Origin of the sequence: Pseudocolwellia antarctica (genome assembly GCF_049933045.1) — a bacterium.
Classification (GTDB): Bacteria; Pseudomonadota; Gammaproteobacteria; order Enterobacterales; family Alteromonadaceae; genus Pseudocolwellia.
This window is the reverse complement of sequence record NZ_CP187926.1, coordinates 4,107,909-4,123,856: the sequence shown is the minus strand read 5'-3', so window position 1 is coordinate 4,123,856 and position 15,948 is coordinate 4,107,909. Positions and strand designations below refer to the sequence as shown.

General features: G+C 34.8%; 16 protein-coding genes. 5 read left to right on the top strand and 11 right to left on the bottom strand.

Translation table 11 applies throughout. The features are described from left to right. Window positions 1-1,254 (top strand): S1 family peptidase, encoded by a 1,254-nt coding sequence (locus ACPUVN_RS17920; RefSeq protein WP_426358954.1) that lies wholly within the window; start codon window positions 1-3, stop codon window positions 1,252-1,254. Then, window positions 1,245-2,204 (top strand): FHA domain-containing protein, encoded by a 960-nt coding sequence (locus ACPUVN_RS17915; RefSeq protein WP_426358955.1) that lies wholly within the window; start codon window positions 1,245-1,247, stop codon window positions 2,202-2,204. The genes ACPUVN_RS17920 and ACPUVN_RS17915 overlap by 10 nt, the downstream gene beginning before the upstream one ends. Window positions 2,205-2,332: 128 nt before the next feature. Here ACPUVN_RS17915 and trpS read toward each other — a convergent pair whose 3' ends face one another. Both trpS and rpe read right to left on the bottom strand, forming a co-directional pair. After that, a complete protein-coding gene (trpS, locus tag ACPUVN_RS17910; protein WP_426369572.1) occupies window positions 2,333-3,337 on the bottom strand; it encodes a tryptophan--tRNA ligase in 1,005 nt (334 codons plus the stop codon). Between the two features lie 60 nt (window positions 3,338-3,397). Next, window positions 3,398-4,066: a ribulose-phosphate 3-epimerase gene (gene rpe / locus ACPUVN_RS17905; protein ID WP_426358957.1), complete on the bottom strand. Its 669-nt coding sequence runs from the start codon at window positions 4,064-4,066 to the stop codon at window positions 3,398-3,400. Between the two features lie 484 nt (window positions 4,067-4,550). Here rpe and ACPUVN_RS17900 point away from each other — a divergent pair, with 484 nt between their 5' ends. The 3 genes from ACPUVN_RS17900 to ACPUVN_RS17890 all read left to right on the top strand — a co-directional run bounded on the left by ACPUVN_RS17900 (window position 4,551) and on the right by ACPUVN_RS17890 (window position 6,811). Next, a complete protein-coding gene (locus tag ACPUVN_RS17900) occupies window positions 4,551-5,219 on the top strand; it encodes a TorF family putative porin (RefSeq protein ID WP_426358958.1) in 669 nt (222 codons plus the stop codon). 374 nt (window positions 5,220-5,593) lie between these two features. Next, window positions 5,594-6,184 carry a peptide-methionine (S)-S-oxide reductase MsrA gene (gene msrA / locus ACPUVN_RS17895; protein ID WP_426358959.1) on the top strand — a complete coding sequence of 197 codons (591 nt, stop codon included), beginning with the start codon at window positions 5,594-5,596 and terminating at the stop codon, window positions 6,182-6,184. A gap of 426 nt (window positions 6,185-6,610) precedes the next feature. Next, window positions 6,611-6,811, top strand: a complete 201-nt coding sequence (locus ACPUVN_RS17890) for a DUF2970 domain-containing protein (protein WP_426358960.1) — start codon at window positions 6,611-6,613, stop codon at window positions 6,809-6,811. A gap of 16 nt (window positions 6,812-6,827) precedes the next feature. Here ACPUVN_RS17890 and ACPUVN_RS17885 read toward each other — a convergent pair whose 3' ends face one another. From ACPUVN_RS17885 to ACPUVN_RS17845, 9 genes are all read right to left on the bottom strand, one after another. Beyond that, window positions 6,828-7,667, bottom strand: coding sequence for a Dam family site-specific DNA-(adenine-N6)-methyltransferase (locus ACPUVN_RS17885; RefSeq protein WP_426369571.1), 840 nt, complete (start codon window positions 7,665-7,667; stop codon window positions 6,828-6,830). 47 nt (window positions 7,668-7,714) lie between these two features. Beyond that, entirely contained in the window at window positions 7,715-9,148 is a 1,434-nt protein-coding gene (locus ACPUVN_RS17880; protein ID WP_426369570.1) for an SPOR domain-containing protein, read from the bottom strand. A gap of 40 nt (window positions 9,149-9,188) precedes the next feature. After that, on the bottom strand, window positions 9,189-10,253 hold the full coding sequence (gene aroB, locus ACPUVN_RS17875) for a 3-dehydroquinate synthase (RefSeq protein ID WP_426369569.1): 1,065 nt from the start codon (window positions 10,251-10,253) through the stop codon (window positions 9,189-9,191). 14 nt (window positions 10,254-10,267) lie between these two features. Then, window positions 10,268-10,786: a shikimate kinase AroK gene (gene aroK, locus ACPUVN_RS17870; RefSeq protein ID WP_426358964.1), complete on the bottom strand. Its 519-nt coding sequence runs from the start codon at window positions 10,784-10,786 to the stop codon at window positions 10,268-10,270. A 149-nt stretch (window positions 10,787-10,935) separates the two neighbouring features. Beyond that, window positions 10,936-13,014, bottom strand: a complete 2,079-nt coding sequence (locus tag ACPUVN_RS17865; protein WP_426358965.1) for a type IV pilus secretin PilQ — start codon at window positions 13,012-13,014, stop codon at window positions 10,936-10,938. Next, on the bottom strand, window positions 13,014-13,532 hold the full coding sequence (locus tag ACPUVN_RS17860) for a pilus assembly protein PilP (RefSeq protein WP_426369568.1): 519 nt from the start codon (window positions 13,530-13,532) through the stop codon (window positions 13,014-13,016). Before ACPUVN_RS17860 ends, ACPUVN_RS17865 begins: the two co-directional genes overlap by 1 nt. 11 nt (window positions 13,533-13,543) lie before the next feature. Then, window positions 13,544-14,146, bottom strand: a complete 603-nt coding sequence (locus ACPUVN_RS17855; RefSeq protein WP_426358967.1) for a type 4a pilus biogenesis protein PilO — start codon at window positions 14,144-14,146, stop codon at window positions 13,544-13,546. Between the two features lie 2 nt (window positions 14,147-14,148). Further along, window positions 14,149-14,730 (bottom strand): PilN domain-containing protein, encoded by a 582-nt coding sequence (locus ACPUVN_RS17850; protein ID WP_426358968.1) that lies wholly within the window; start codon window positions 14,728-14,730, stop codon window positions 14,149-14,151. Then, complete coding sequence (locus ACPUVN_RS17845; protein WP_426369567.1) at window positions 14,718-15,797, bottom strand: pilus assembly protein PilM; 1,080 nt, start codon at window positions 15,795-15,797, stop codon at window positions 14,718-14,720. The genes ACPUVN_RS17850 and ACPUVN_RS17845 overlap by 13 nt, the downstream gene beginning before the upstream one ends. Window positions 15,798-15,948: the final 151 nt, after the last annotated feature.

The window sequence follows — 15,948 nt, the reverse complement described above, 5'->3', positions numbered from 1 at the left end:
ATGAAAGGTATTATCGCCTTACTATTAATAGCAACAAGTAGTATTTGTAATGCAACAGAACAAGCAGAAGCAATTTTTAAACAACTCGCTCCCTCTCTATACCAAATTAGACTTATTGATAAAGCCAGTGGTGAAAAATCATCTATTGGTTCAGGTTTTCAAGTCACCAGCGATGGACTTATCGCAACCAATTATCATGTAATTTCCGGCTATGCTCGTCATCCTAGTAAATACAAAATTGAATACTTAGATAACAAAGGTAATAAAGGCGCACTCGAACTTAAAAGTGTTGAGGTAATTAACGATTTAGCATTAGTAAAACGTGAAGTTACTCGTGAGATGCCTTTTTTCGAAATTTCAGACACAACCCCCACTAAAGGTGAAGAACTATTTTCTTTAGGTAACCCTCACGATTTAGGCATGATTGTAGTACCCGGTACCTACAATGGTTTAAAGAAAGAATCTTTTAATGACCGCATTCATTTTACCGGTTCAGTTAACTCAGGAATGAGTGGTGGTCCGGTTGTAAATGCTCAAACCAAAGTGGTAGGGATTAATGTAGCAACGTCAGGAAATCAAATAGGTTTTTTAGTACCACACGATAAACTATTATCACTTTTTGCATCATATAAAATAGACGAACCTGTAAGTATTGAACAACAAATGCTAGCTCAGCTTACTAAGAACCAAGAAAAGCTCATGTCGAGTATTTTAGCGAATGAATGGCAGTTAAAACAGTTAGGTGAGAGCTTAATTCCAACGATAGATGTACCTTTTATTAGATGCTGGGGAGACTCGAATGCTGATAAAGCTGATGCACTTATTTCAGCCGCTGTTGCACATTGTACTTTAGAAGAAAACACTTACCTGTCTTCACATTTTTTTACCGGTATTCTGGAAATGGAATTCAGGTATATGCAGGCTAAAGAGTTGAGTGATACTAAATTCTATACTTTATATGAACAACGCATTAAAAGAGCTGGTCCCGCTAACGAAGCAAATAAAGAAGATGTGACTGAATATCAGTGCCAGCACGATATTGTGATGCCTTCGCATCAAGGAATGAAAAACAAAGCTGTTTTCTGTACCAGAGCTTATAAGGACTTTTCTGGCTTATTCGATATTCTGTATCTAGCTGCCTCTATTGATAAAAACGATCAAGCACTATTAAGTCACTTTACCATTGCTGGTGTTACGCAAGATTCTGCCATGGCATTTTCTAAGAAGTTTATGGAGTCTGTAACATGGAAATAATCATTGAAGAAATCAGCAAGGGTCATAAGCTTTTAGGCAGACACAAGTTTTCTCAAACATCGATAACCATTGGTAGAGGCTATCAAAACGATATTATTGTTTCTGATCCTCATGTTTGTGCTGAACATTTGAATTTTAATTACAATGGCGAAGACTGGATTGTATCTGATTCAAATACCGTGAATGGTAGTTTTATAGAAAATAGTAAATCGATAATAAAACAGCATATTGTTAAATCTGGCGATGTTATTTCATTAGGTAAAAGTCAAATACGCGTGTTTTTTCCTGATCACCCCGTTGAAGCTAGTACAAGCTTCAGCCCTTTCGAAAACTTGATTGATATCGCACGTCACCCAATTACTCTTGTGTGTAGTATTGCTTTGTTTGCGGTTATTACTGGCTTTTTATTTTATTTAAACCACGGTACTGAAGTATCCTTCACCCAACTGTTTGTTCCTACAATAAGTATGGCGCTGATGTTTGCTTTATGGCCAGCCATTATTTCAATAGTATCTCACCTAACAAAACATGACGCTCGTATAGCCAGCCAGCTGGGCATAAGTTTCGTGTTTTTTAACTTGATGTGGGTAAGTGATATTATCCAACGTTTTGTGCAATTTAATGTATCAAGCCAATGGCCATTAATGTGGTTAGTGTCAGCCGTGCCTATTGCTTTAGCTTTCTGCTTGTTTTGGTTTAACCTAAGTATTGGTTTTCATACCTCTGAGCGTCGTCGTTTAATCATTTCAGCCGCTTTAACAGGTTTGTTATTTGGTGGTACTGCCTTAATTGAATTAAGTAAGAAGCCTGAGTTTAGTACGCGTCCGAAATACGATGCTACATTGATGACACCAATATTTAATATAACGCCTAGTACAAGTGTTGATGAGTTTATTAAAGACAGCGCTAAGTTATTTGAAAATGCGAAAAAAGAGATTGATGAAGAATAATCAGCATAATATAAATTGAGTTATTCGATTACCTTAAAAAACTAAAACGCCCTCTAAATTTATATTTAGAGGGCGTTTTATTTATTGCGTTTACTTATTCTGATATCAGAATATATAACCAATTTTTACTATGGGCGAGGAATAAAACCAACCGCTTCGTATACAGACTTAAGTACTTTTTGGGCATGAGCTGAAGCTTTCTCAGCACCTTGACGCATAACAGAATCTAAAAAGGCTTGGTCGTTACGGTATTGATGATACTTCTCTTGAATTGGCTCTAAAAGCGCTACAACAGCTTCTGCAACGTCACCCTTAAGGTGACCATACATTTTATCAGTATATTCTGGTACTAAAGACTCAACCGTTTTACCTGTACAACAAGATAGCAATGACAATAAGTTAGACACACCTGGCTTCTCAGCTACATCGAAATAGATATTTGCTTGCTCGTCTGAATCTGTCATTGCACGTTTAATTTTCTTAGAAATTTTCTTAGGATCTTCAAGTAAACCAATAAAGTTACTAGGATTATTGTCTGACTTTGACATTTTCTTAGTTGGTTCTTGTAGGCTCATTACACGTGCACCAAATTCAGGAATATACGGATCGGGAACGGTAAACACTTCACCATGAATATTGTTAAAACGTGTTGCTATATCGCGAGCAAGTTCTAAATGCTGTTTTTGATCATCGCCTACAGGCACGGTATCTGCTTTATATAACAAGATGTCTGCAGCCATGAGTACTGGGTAAGTAAATAAGCCTGAATTCATATGTGCTTCAGATTTTTGCGACTTGTCTTTATATTGAGTCATACGATTCAATTCACCCATTTGGGTGTAACAATTTAACACCCAACTTAACTGAGCATGTTCTGGCACGTGAGATTGAATGAAAATAGTACTTTTTTCAGGATCTACACCACAAGCTAAGTACAAAGCTAAGCCATCAAGTGTCGCTTTACGTAATGCTTCAGGATCAGGACGAACAGTGATCGCATGTTGATCAACAAGCATATAAAAACATTCGTGGCTGTCTTGCATGTTAACCCACTGCTTTAAAGCTCCTAAATAATTACCAATAGTTAATTCACCTGACGGTTGGCAGCCACTTAATACAATAGGTTTACTCATGATTTTCCTTTAATAATTTTTAATTGGTTTTTGAACATTGTTTATATGCTGGATTCAGCTTTAGCTAATGCTAGATAATTCTTTTCTTAATTCATCAATAGCAACTTTGTAATCTGGTTGTGAAAATATAGCACTACCTGCAACAAACATATCTGCACCTGCAGCTGCAATTTCAGCAATATTTTCACTGTTAACGCCACCATCAACTTCAAGTCTTATATCTCTTGCGCTCTCAGTGATTTTAGCCTTAACATGTTTAATTTTTTCTATTGTGGTTGGTATAAAGCTTTGACCACCAAAACCTGGATTGACTGACATTAATAAAATAACGTCGACTTTATCCATAATGTAATCTAAACAACTTAACGATGTAGCAGGGTTTAAAACAATGCCCGCCTTACAGCCTAAATCTTTAATCAGTTGTAGTGTTCTATCAACATGGTCAGTTGCTTCAGGGTGAAACGTTATAATGTCTGCACCCGCTTTTGCAAACGAAGGAATTAAACTATCAACTGGCTTGATCATAAGGTGAACATCAATAGGAGCTTTTATACCAAAAGCTCTTAATGATTCACAAATCATAGGACCAAAGCTCAAATTAGGAACAAAATGATTATCCATTACATCGAAATGAATAACATCAGCCCCAGCATCTAAAACAGCTTGAACGTCATCGCCCAAACGAGCAAAGTCAGCAGATAAAATAGAAGGTGCAATTAAAAAAGACATAGGTAATCCTGCAAATAAAATCTGCGCTACTTTATAACAAAGCTGCAATATTTTCCATTATAGAAAATATTATTATCGACTTATTACTCTGTTTAGGTGAGTAATTATAAATTATACTTTTTTTAATGATTAATACTAAAAACTTCTCTGCTTCGTTTTCATCAATTCATGTCGATATATTACATATATTTCCTTGTGAAACGCACTATCGACCATGTCAAATATGAATAAATCAAACAAAACCTTATCAATTTAGAATCTTTATTCTCTTTATTAGAATATTTATAAACATCGCACCCAAATGGTGCGCAACTATGTTTAGATACGCACCAAAACCAAACAAATACTAAAGAAAAAGTTATATAAATGTTAACAAAACATAATAAAGCACTGATATTTAAGTAAAATAAATATATTTTATTTTTGGCAACCAAATTGCTTTATATCAAGGAAACATTTAATAAAATAATAGAGAGAACTAAACATGAAAAAAACAATCGTATCTATCGCATTAAGCGCTACTTTAGCGACTTCAGCACTTGTTTCTACTCAAGCTTCAGCAGTTGAAGGATTATCAGCAAACGTAGCAGCTTCATCAAACTACATTTGGCGCGGTATCAGTCAAACAGGCGATGAAGCAGCAATATCAGGCGGTATTGATTATGCAGCGGATTCTGGATTTTATGTAGGTACTTGGGCTTCAAGCCTAGGTGGTGGTGCTGCTGAAGTTGATTTATATGCTGGTTACGGCTTTGAAGTTGATGGAATAAGCTATGATTTTGGCTATATCTTTTACGGTTACGATAGCTCAATAGCATCTACTGGTGATTCTGATTTCGGTGAGATTTATGCTTCTGTAGGAATTGATGCATTTTCATTTGGTGTGTCTGTTTTAGCTCACGCTGAGTGGGATGAAGATTTTGCTGATGACATTTATTACACAGCTGATTATGCCCTTGATGTTGAAGGTCTGGAAGTTGGCTTTCATGCCGGTTATTACGATACTGAATCTTCATATGATGAAGGTAATGTATATGATGGTTACGATTTAGGTGTAAGTCTGTCTAAAAACAATTTTACTTTTGGTGTTAACAAGCACGAAAACACAAACACAAGCGTATACCTTTCTTACGCTGTAGATATTGATTTATAATCAAATCTAATTAAGTACTAAAAACCTAAATTTTTATTTAGGTTTTTTTTTTCGCCTATTTTTCTCTAACTCTAAATCATCGATAAGTAATGGATACACTTTTGGGTGAAAAAATAACAAGAATAGCTTTCAATATACGCAGAAAATGAAATAGCTACTCTTATTGTTTGATGTTGCTACTCCGACTAAATATTTTTCATTTTTATACCTTATAAAATCAAGAATAGACTGATCCACTTCATTTAAGGTTGAATTCATCAATCAAAAATCATTACTCCATCGTTAAATACATTATTAATTGAAATAAAACATCCTCACAACGGGTCTTTTCTTTATTAGATGAATATTGGTTTATTACCCAGATAGAGGTTTTTATGAAAAAAATACTTGGCTTAGTTTTATCAACATCAATACTTTTGTACTCATCTTTAGCGAGTGCAGATAAAGCTGTTTTAGCTGGCGGCTGTTTTTGGTGTATGGAATCTGACTTCGAAAAATTACCTGGTGTAACTAAGGTGATTTCAGGTTTTACAGGCGGTGAAGTAAAAAACCCAACCTATCAAGGTGATCATAGTGGTCATTATGAAGCCGTAGAAATAACCTATAATCCAGAAAAATTAAGCTATCAGGATATACTCAATCATTATTGGGTTAACATCGATCCTTTTGATGCTCGCGGTCAATTTTGTGATAAAGGCTCAAGCTACTTAAGTGCTATTTTTGTTGCCAATGAGGAAGAAAGGGCTCTAGCAGAAAAATCTAAAGCATTAGTTATAAATGAGTTCCCTGATCAAACGGTTGTAACTCCTATATTAAACAGTAGTATTTTTTACCCAATAAAAGGTAAAGAAAGTTATCACCAAGATTTCTATAAAAACAATCCAATACGTTATAATGCTTACCGTTGGAACTGTGGTCGAGATAAACGTTTGAATGAAATTTGGGGAGATAGATCTACACATTAAAGTAAAATTTATTAAGACTATCTATACCTACCTTACCTAATTTCTTTAGGTAAGGATTAATAATCATTTCAGACAAAATCAAAATAATATCAACAAAGGTTTCTATAGTTTTCATTCGAACTATTAGCTTTATTAAAAGCACAGAAAGAATAACCACCTTCGATTCATAAATACTTTAATTGCACCTCTTTAAATCTACCTGAAATTAAACATTCAGTACCACAACTCTAAAAACTTCATGTTAGATTTATTAGTTCGTTTAATCATTTATTACCTGTAAGAAAAAATTCAATAATTAACATCAGTGACTTAGATGTAATTTCTATTCATAAATATTAAAAAGAGCTGATATTAAATAAATATTTAGGCTTTTTTTTCGCCTATCTTTGCTTTACTCTGAAGTATCTATAAACAACGGATGTACTTATGAGCAATAAAAACAACGAGAATAGCTTTAAAGATACAGCAAAGAGTGTAGGAGCTGCCTTTATTGGAGTACAAAGTGAAGCCAATAGGAAACGAGATTTCTCACAGGGAAAATTTAGTCACTTTGTTATTGCGGGTGTTATTGGTGTGGTTTTATTTATAACTGTACTACTGGTTATTGTATCTTTTGTTTTGCTTTAACCTTTAATTGTTAATCTTAAAGCTTTTTAGATTTAGGTAAATGATACAAAGCTAACAACTCTGCTGCTTTTTTACGTTCACCGCCTTTCTGACTTATAGTACGTGCTACTTGAATAGATTTAATTTTATGCGCGTGCTCATAAATTTTTCTTGTCCAAATCGTATCGTGATTACTAATGAGAACACTCGTTTTAACTTTATTAATGATCTCTTCAGCAGCATTAGCTAAATCAGCTTGTTCATCTAAACCAAAGCCATTTCCTGAATAACTGGTAAAACTAGCTGTAGTACTTAAAGGTACATACGGCGGATCACAATAAATAACATCGCCATCTTGTGCGTTATCTATAACACTACGATAGCCTTGGCATATGAATGTGGCTTTTTCTGACTTCTCTGAAAAGTACTCGAGCTCTTCACGAGGAAAATAAGGCTTTTTATACTTACCAAAAGGCACATTGTAACCACCTGACTTGTTATAACGGCACAGTCCGTTATAACCGTGTCTGTTCATATACAAAAACAGAAGCGAGCGGTAGTATTTATCCGTTGTTTCATTAAACTCTTTTCGCAAGCCGTAATAAACATCGGGATCATTATGTTGCTGATTGAATAAGCGCGCTGCATCTTCAATAAATTTGATAGGTGTTTGTTGGACGATTTTATAAAGGTTAATGAGATCAGCGTTGATATCATTAAGAATATATTCATCATAATCTGTATTTAAGAAAATAGAACCTGCGCCAATAAACGGCTCAATTAAGCGTTTACCATCGGGTAATAATTTATTGATGGTGTCAGACAGTGTGTATTTACCACCTGCCCATTTGAGAAACGCTCTATGTTTAATTTTCATCTAACTTTTTATGGTTAACACTTTCTAAGAGGCTGGATTGTAACTAATTATCGTGACTGATTATATAGGTTGATTTCATTATTCACTGCTTGAATTGACTTTATCCATGGTCCACGGTCTCGAAGTTCAGGAGATAACACCTTGATTGCTGCTTTGGCCTGTGGAATTGACTTATAAACATGGGTGGTCACTATATAAGAAAATTTACCATTAACTTCTCTAGCATAGCCATGAAAGGGGTTGTTTATATGTGTATTTAAAAATGCTTTGTAGCCATCAAGTTTTGCAAAACTAGCAAGTTGAATCACATAACCTTCTATGTAGCTTTGGTAATATTCTGAATTTTTACTAATATCGAGTGGTATATTTTCACTTTCTGTCAATGTTTTTTGTATCTTCAATACTTCGATTTTAGGCTTGCTAGCAGATTGTTTAATTTCAGGTATATCAGTTTCTTCCAAAGTAGCGAATGTTCTAACTTCAGCTTTAGACTTATTTCCGATTGTGTCTACCACTTCACTCTCTGTATTTCCAATACTTTCAGGTTGGATAACTATATCAGTACCTTCTTCAACAATTGCTTTCTGAGTGTTTTCAGCTACATCTATTGATTCATTTATGACGAGTGTCTTTTCATTTATGAGAAATTGAAAAACTTCTTTAGCTGTTGCTATAGCTGGCTTTAATTCTTGCTCTTCAGCTAATGTATTACCATCTCCAATCTTATTAGTTTGTACAAAGGCTTTTTTATATTCGTTCTTGTTAGCTGCTTTACCTTGAATGGATTCAGCATCATCAAGGATATCGTTACTATTAAAACCACTAGAGTAGAACATAAAACCTAAAGAACACATGAGCACGACGATAGCTAAAGTAATTAGAGTGTTTTGTATTCTGCCTTTGTTCTTTTTGTTTTTAAGTATTGATGCATTCCAGCTGATTAGCTGACCATTAGCTGCTAACAATATTGATATTTTATTTTCAAATAGATGTTTATTTCCAGATAGATTGATTCCCGCTTGAACTTTACCTAGAAGTAAAACATTGATCGTTTTATTTAGTTTTTTCGCAATTTCCGCTAATTGACATAATTCATGGGATAACTGTAATGAAAGGTATTCAACATTAGAAATAACAATGGTGATTGCTTCGTTTTTAGCTTCAGCTAACTTAATTACGTTTACAGAGAGTGGTTGTTCGGGATCGAATAAGGTATTTCCAAATAGTTGTTCGATGATTCGACAACGAATTTGAATATCATTTAGTTTTGAAGAGAGTGAGACAAAAGCAGCGTTATTATCTTGCGATAATGAGCCCAGGAATTCATTACCAACATTGGTGTAAACTTCTGGATCATCGTCTATAACTAACACTGCGTGTTTCGAGAATCGTAATATGTAGTCTATACGTGCATTAGCACTAATTGCTGTAACACTTTCACGCAAATTTGGCTTCATTTCTGTGCGTTCAATTGTAGACATACTTTTCTCTTAAAAAATGTTGGCTAGTACACGACCAAATTTACAGTATCTCTTTTAGAAGGTCCTCTGCAATGTCGTCACGGATTTCTGATTTACCAATTGCTGTTGGTATGATGAATCTTAATTTACCCGCTAAATTTTTCTTATCACGTTTCATATGACAGATAAATTCTTCGAACCCCATATTACTTGGTGCATCTAATGGTAAATCAAAAGCTTCAATTAGCGTTTCAATGCGTCGTAAATCTGACACATTAAGTAAATTTAGCTTAACTGCTAGTTTAGCAGCAAGTACCATACCAGTAGCAACAGCTTCGCCGTGTAACCATTTTCCATAACCTTGATCTGCTTCAATTGCATGCCCAAAGGTATGACCTAGATTAAGAAGAGCTCTTATTCCGCCCTCTTTTTCATCAGCAGAAACAATATCAGCTTTTAGCTGACAACATGTTTCTATCATCTTGCTCAATATAGCTGGTTCACCTGAATTAATTGCGTCTATGTTATTTTCTAACCAAACAAAAAATTCGTAATCACCTAAGATGCCATATTTAATAACTTCTGCCATACCTGCGTTAAATTCACGCTTAGGCAAAGTTGTTAATGAATTGATATCGATAAAAACAGCTTTAGGTTGGTAAAAAGCACCAATCATGTTTTTACCCAAAGGATGATTAACAGCAGTTTTACCACCAACAGACGAGTCTACTTGTGAAAGTAATGTTGTTGGAATTTGAATGAAGTCTATCCCACGTTGATAACACGCTGCAGCAAAACCTGTAATATCACCAATAACACCACCACCTAATGCAATAAGAGTTGAATCTCTACCGTGTGCACTAGAAAGTAGATGTGACATTATGACATCAAAATTTGACAGGCTTTTTTCTGATTCACCATCAGGTAAAATCACTTCATCAACATCAAAATCTTTTAACGTATTTTTTAATGCTGATAAATACAGAGGCTGAACAACAGTATTAGATACAATACAAACTCGAGTACCACGGATATGTTTAGAAATAAGATCACTAGTTTCTAGTAACCCTTGATCTATATATATCGGATAACTTCGTGTATCTAACTCAACATGAAGAGTTGTCATGACTTAAATACAACTTAGAAGTCTAAGCGCTCCATTATTTTATGAGCAACAACTTTGGCACTTTGATCATCTGTTTGTACAATAACGTCAGCAATCTCTTCATATAAAGGGTTACGCTCAACAGCTAGATTCTCTAGTACTGTACGAGGCTCTTCTTCAGTTTGAAGTAGTGGACGTTTTCTATCTCTTTGGGTGCGTGCGACTTGTTTATCTATCGTTGTTTCTAAATAAACAACGATACCACGAGCGGATAGACGGTTTCGTACTTGTGCACTAATAACTGATCCACCACCTGTAGCAAGAACAATACCTTGCTTTTCGGTTAGATCTTCAATGACAGACTCTTCCCTTAAACGGAAACCTTCTTCGCCTTCTAGGTCAAACACCCAAGCAATATCTGCGCCTGTACGACGTTCAATCTCTTGATCTGAATCAAAAAAATCTAGATGCAATCTATCTGCTAACTCTCTACCAATGGTACTTTTACCGGCGCCCATAGGGCCCACAAGGAAAATATTACGTTTCTCTGCCATTAGACTAACTTTAACTCATTAAATATCAATTATGTAAAATAGGGTATATCTGGAAACCCCCAACGAAAACTCAAGGGCGCAATTATCGCAATTCTTCTATGTAAAATGCAAGTAAGTGAGGACGAAAGTCCTCACTTACTGCAAAATAGTTATAAACGCTCTGTTACTATGCGGGGTGTAACAAAGATTAATAGCTCTTTTTTCTCGCTAACATTGCTAGTATTTCTAAATAACCAACCAAAATATGGTACATCTCCAAGCACAGGTACTTTTGAAACACTTGTAATAAGTGATTGTTCATAAATACCACCTAACACGATTGTCTCAGCATTATTAACTAATACTTGAGTGCCGATGCGTTGAGTATTAATTGATGGACCTGAGACTGTTTCCTCACCTCTTGTATCTTGAGAAACAATTAAGTCTAAAATAATACGGTCATCCGGAGTTATATGAGGAGTTACTGTTAAGCTCAATACTGCTTTTTTAAATGAAACAGATGTAGCACCACTTGAAGCTGCTTCTTGGTAAGGTATTTCTACACCTTGCTCAATATAAGCTTCTTTTTGATTTGAAGTAGTAATACGTGGGCTAGCTATAACCTCACCTTTGTTTTCACTTTCTAGAGCGCTTAACTCCAAATCTAATATCGTACCATTTGCTAATCTAGCAACCTGAAATGCAAGGCTAGCTGCACCAGTAGTGGTTACAGGTAAATTCACATTTAATCTGTCTGCTAAATCTGGCACTTTACCTGTTCCAACCGGCGATTGAGTTAAACCATTACCATCATCAAGAGCATCTATAGTAGCTGCGCTACCATATTCGCCGTCAGTATTTGTAACACCCCAACGTATACCTAACTCTTCATCAATACTATCAACAACAGTAACCATACGAGCTTCAATTATCACCTGACGAATAGGTATATCAAGAACCGTTACCATTCTTCTGATATCTTCAATACTTTTTGCTGTATCACGAATTAACAATGTATTCGTTCTTTCGTCAACACTCACACTACCGCGGTCAGATAAAATACTATTGTCTTCAGTTTTAACAAGATCTGCTAATTCACTTGCTTTAGCGTAATTCACTTGAACGTATTCAGAATATAAAGGAGCTAACTCTTCAACTTGCTGCAATGCTTGCAAATCACGAGCTTCACGTGCGGCTAGTTCGTCGCTCGGCGCTACCATTAAGATATTACCTTCCATACGCTTATCAAGACCTTTAACTTTAAGGATAATATCTAAAGCTTGATCCCAAGGAACACCATCTAGTCGTAAAGTAATGCTACCTGCAACCGTGTCGCTAGTAACAAGGTTAAAACCATTATAGTCGGCAATAATTTGTAAAACTGTTCTTACTGGAATGTCTTGGAAGTTAAGAGATATAGCTTTGCCTGAAAAGTCATCACTTTCACCTAAATAACCTGGTACTTTAATTTTTTCAGCAACAGTTAATGAAAATAAGTTATTTAATTGTTGGTGTTTAAATGTGAATTCCCCATTAATATCTATCACTAAACGCGCATTTCGACCCTCTTTAAAAGTTTCAATATTTGTAACAAGGGTACCGAAATCGGTTACGTCTAGTTGATATAATAAGTCTTCTGAGATTTCAGTATTATGAAACTCAACATATAGCTTACCTAATTTATCACTTACATCTACGGCAACCATACTGTCTTCAAGGTTAACCAAAACTTGAGCTTCGTTATTCTGACCTTTCCTGAAGTCTAAAGATAAAACATTATTAATAAAGTCTTTACCTATATCAGGTAACTGCGAAACAGAAGAGTTTTTCAGGCCTTTATTTAATACTAAGGAAAACTCATTATCTACTTGAGAAACATCAAATACAGATAATTGATCCATATGAATAGTCGCAACAACTTTTCCAGAGCGTTTTTGCACGGTAATATTATTAACCCCTGCATGTTCCACTATAGTTTCTTGAAGTTGTAGATCGAAACTATCTGCATCAAAAGTAAGTGCAATATTCGCTGGACTCATCGAAGTCTTTACTTTTGGCTGAATACTAAGATTTTCTGACAAGATAAAAGTTAATTTTATCTCTTCATTTTGCATCGTATTATATTTAACGCCAGTTAAACTAGAAGACATTGCAAATGTAGAAAATAAACACATTAACCCAGAAATGAAGTATTTTATGTTTAACATTTTATAAGAATTATTTTTATTCATTTTATTTAATAGCAACATTACTTCCTTTGCCCCTTTGAATCCGATTCTGACATTGTGATAACCGTTTCTCTTTCTACCCAACAACCTGCACCATCAGGAATTAATTCAGTAACAGAAACCGATTTCTGATTTACTGCGGTAATTTTTCCATTATACAAACCAACATACCCACCAATTGAAATACGATGTAAAGTAAAATCAGATGCTTCCACAAGTCCCCAAGTAATACCTAACTCACCTAGTGTGCCTCGCATTGTCAAATCACTAATCGAAAATTTTTCAAGTGGTTGTTTTCTACGACGTGGGTCTGGACTTAAACATCCAGAGGTTTGTTGTAATTTTTCTTGAATCGCTTCAGGTTGTGGTAAGTCAAAAGGGCTACGCATATTCTGAGCTTCATAATCATAATGATGAAAAACAGGAACTTCTGGCATAGGTTCAATACGACTTGTCGTCGTTTCTTGAACATCTGCAATATAGGCTCTTATTTCATTTGTATCATCAAAACAACCAGATAATACAAATGGTAATAGCAAAGCTAATTTTTTCATTCTTCAGCCTCTCTATAACGATATGTTTTTGCTTGTAGTTTTAATATGAGAAAATCATCTGCTTCAAAAGGAGCCGGAGGAAATTCTATATCGAAGTCATGCAATGTAACTATCCGTGGTAAACCTGCGATCTTACTAACAAAGTTACCAAACTCGTGATAAAAGCCTTGAACTTCAATATCAATAGGAAGCTCAATATAAATTTCTTTCGTAATTTCAGGTTGCCAGTTAAGTTTTGCAAAATCTAATCCGCTTGTAGTACCGACGAAAGTTATGTCATCCAATAAACCAGGAGTCTCATGACTTTCTGGTAAACTTTTTAGTTGCTTTGCAAATAAATTTTCAGCCTCTTTCATTTGTTCCTGAAAAAGTTCTAAATTAGCGGCGACATGATATTTAGCACGATAATCGTCACGTAAAGTTAACTCTTGGGTTTGTACATTTTTTAAGGTATCGATTCTGTCGCTGACTAAACCGATATAACCTAAAACAAGCACTACAATACTAATAAAAATAGTGAGTACTATTTTAGGTAAAACTGGCCATTCACCTACATTGTCCAGCTCTAAACCATCAAACTGAGAAAAATCTAATTGCATGTTTAGCGTCCTCCCTGAGCTGATTTGGTTTGCTCAGATGACTTCAAACCTTTTATCGACACTCTCATTTTAAAATCACTTAATAACTTACTCTCAGCATCTTTCGATGTAATCGATTCGAGTACCGCATCAATGAACAAGTCAGACCTTTCTATTTCTCTGATCATATTTGCTAAATGATTGTTTGATTCGCTTTTACCTTCTAATTCTAGAGTATTATTTACTTTCTTCAAATGTGTTAGATAAATACCATTAGGAATTATTTTAGCTATTTCATTTAAGACTTGAGTACCTACATTACGGCTACGTTGGAGTTGTTCAACTACACTCATGCGTTGTTCAAGTTCTTTTTTCTTTTCATCTAGTGTTTTGATTTCAGCAATACGAATATCTAATATTTTTATCTCATTCTTTAAATATTCATTACGTGTATTTTGTCCATCTATTTTAGCTTGGAAATATTGGCTAATAGAGAAAACAATAGCAAAAGAGACAATTGCAACTAGTGCAAGTATCGAGAAGAACTCTTTTTGCTTTGCTTTTTCAGCTTCTTCACGCCATGGGAGTAGATTTATATGTGCCATGAACTAAAGCTCCTTAATGCTAACCCAGCTGCAACCATGAATTTAGGTGCTATGCTTTCTAACTTAACCATATCAATGTCATCAGACTTTTTCATATCTGTAAATGGGTTAGCTATTACCGTATGAATTCCCAGCTCTTCCGTTAGAAGACTTTCAATCCCTTCTACTGAGGCTGTTCCACCAGAGATAACAAGGTAATCAACTTTATCTTTACCACTTGATGTTAAAAACATTTGAATAGCACGACGTATTTGTTGAACTAAAACAGTATGGAATGGTGCTAGTACTTCAAAAGTATAATTAGGGGGCAAATCATTACTTACTTTTGCAAACTCAGCTTCTTCAAAGGTTTTATTGTAATAAGAAACAATTGAGCGAGTATATTGTTCACCACCAAATATTTGATCTCGGCTGTAAATATGATTTCCAGCTTCTGTAACTGAAAACAATGTCATAACAGAGCCAACATCTACCAAGGCAACAATTTTATTTTCTGCATCTTCAGGTAACTGAGACAACACCAAGTCATACGGCCGACTAATGGCATAAGATTCAACATCAATAACCTTTGCTGTAAATCCGCCACTTTCTAGTGCTGAAACTCGAGCTTCAACTGATTCAGTTCGAGCAGCACTTAATAAAACGTTAATTTTACTCGGATCAGATTCATTAACATCTAATGATTCAAAATCTAAACTAACTTCATCAAGTGGGTAAGGTATTAAGCTATCAGCTTCAATTTCTATCTGGCTTGCTAATTCTTGTTCGCTAAGATTAACATCCATATAAATTATTTTGGTGATGACGGTTTGACCTGATACGGCTGCCGCGGCATGAGTTACTGAGGAAGTGATTTTTTTTCTTATTTTAGCAATTACATTACCTACTGCTTCAATATCTTGAATTTCACAATCAATCACTGCACCTCTAGGCATTGTTTCTTCCAACAAAGCCTCTAGTATGTAGCCATCATTTCCTTGATTAAGCAACACAGCTTTTACACTATGTGAGCCAATATCAATCCCAACAATGAGTGATACTTTCTTTTTCCATAGACTGCTTAACATAACATCCTACTAAGTTATTTTTGTTATTCAAAATAATAAACATAAATACATTTATTACACTGTTTTACAGGATATACTAGTAATATTAAACGATTTTATTAATTTTATTGAGTATTTTTTATTGTGTTTACATTTAAAAAACTATTAAAAG

What these genes read in the sequence shown, in the direction of transcription:
- ACPUVN_RS17920 (WP_426358954.1), top strand. Translation starts at nt 1, where the DNA reads ATGAAAGGTATTATCGCCTTACTATTAATAGCAACAAGTAGTATTTGT.
- ACPUVN_RS17915 (WP_426358955.1), top strand. Translation starts at nt 1,245, where the DNA reads ATGGAAATAATCATTGAAGAAATCAGCAAGGGTCATAAGCTTTTAGGC.
- trpS (WP_426369572.1), bottom strand. Translation starts at nt 3,337, where the DNA reads ATGAGTAAACCTATTGTATTAAGTGGCTGCCAACCGTCAGGTGAATTA.
- rpe (WP_426358957.1), bottom strand. Translation starts at nt 4,066, where the DNA reads ATGTCTTTTTTAATTGCACCTTCTATTTTATCTGCTGACTTTGCTCGT.
- ACPUVN_RS17900 (WP_426358958.1), top strand. Translation starts at nt 4,551, where the DNA reads ATGAAAAAAACAATCGTATCTATCGCATTAAGCGCTACTTTAGCGACT.
- msrA (WP_426358959.1), top strand. Translation starts at nt 5,594, where the DNA reads ATGAAAAAAATACTTGGCTTAGTTTTATCAACATCAATACTTTTGTAC.
- ACPUVN_RS17890 (WP_426358960.1), top strand. Translation starts at nt 6,611, where the DNA reads ATGAGCAATAAAAACAACGAGAATAGCTTTAAAGATACAGCAAAGAGT.
- ACPUVN_RS17885 (WP_426369571.1), bottom strand. Translation starts at nt 7,667, where the DNA reads ATGAAAATTAAACATAGAGCGTTTCTCAAATGGGCAGGTGGTAAATAC.
- ACPUVN_RS17880 (WP_426369570.1), bottom strand. Translation starts at nt 9,148, where the DNA reads ATGTCTACAATTGAACGCACAGAAATGAAGCCAAATTTGCGTGAAAGT.
- aroB (WP_426369569.1), bottom strand. Translation starts at nt 10,253, where the DNA reads ATGACAACTCTTCATGTTGAGTTAGATACACGAAGTTATCCGATATAT.
- aroK (WP_426358964.1), bottom strand. Translation starts at nt 10,786, where the DNA reads ATGGCAGAGAAACGTAATATTTTCCTTGTGGGCCCTATGGGCGCCGGT.
- ACPUVN_RS17865 (WP_426358965.1), bottom strand. Translation starts at nt 13,014, where the DNA reads ATGTTGCTATTAAATAAAATGAATAAAAATAATTCTTATAAAATGTTA.
- ACPUVN_RS17855 (WP_426358967.1), bottom strand. Translation starts at nt 14,146, where the DNA reads ATGCAATTAGATTTTTCTCAGTTTGATGGTTTAGAGCTGGACAATGTA.
- ACPUVN_RS17850 (WP_426358968.1), bottom strand. Translation starts at nt 14,730, where the DNA reads ATGGCACATATAAATCTACTCCCATGGCGTGAAGAAGCTGAAAAAGCA.
- ACPUVN_RS17845 (WP_426369567.1), bottom strand. Translation starts at nt 15,797, where the DNA reads ATGTTAAGCAGTCTATGGAAAAAGAAAGTATCACTCATTGTTGGGATT.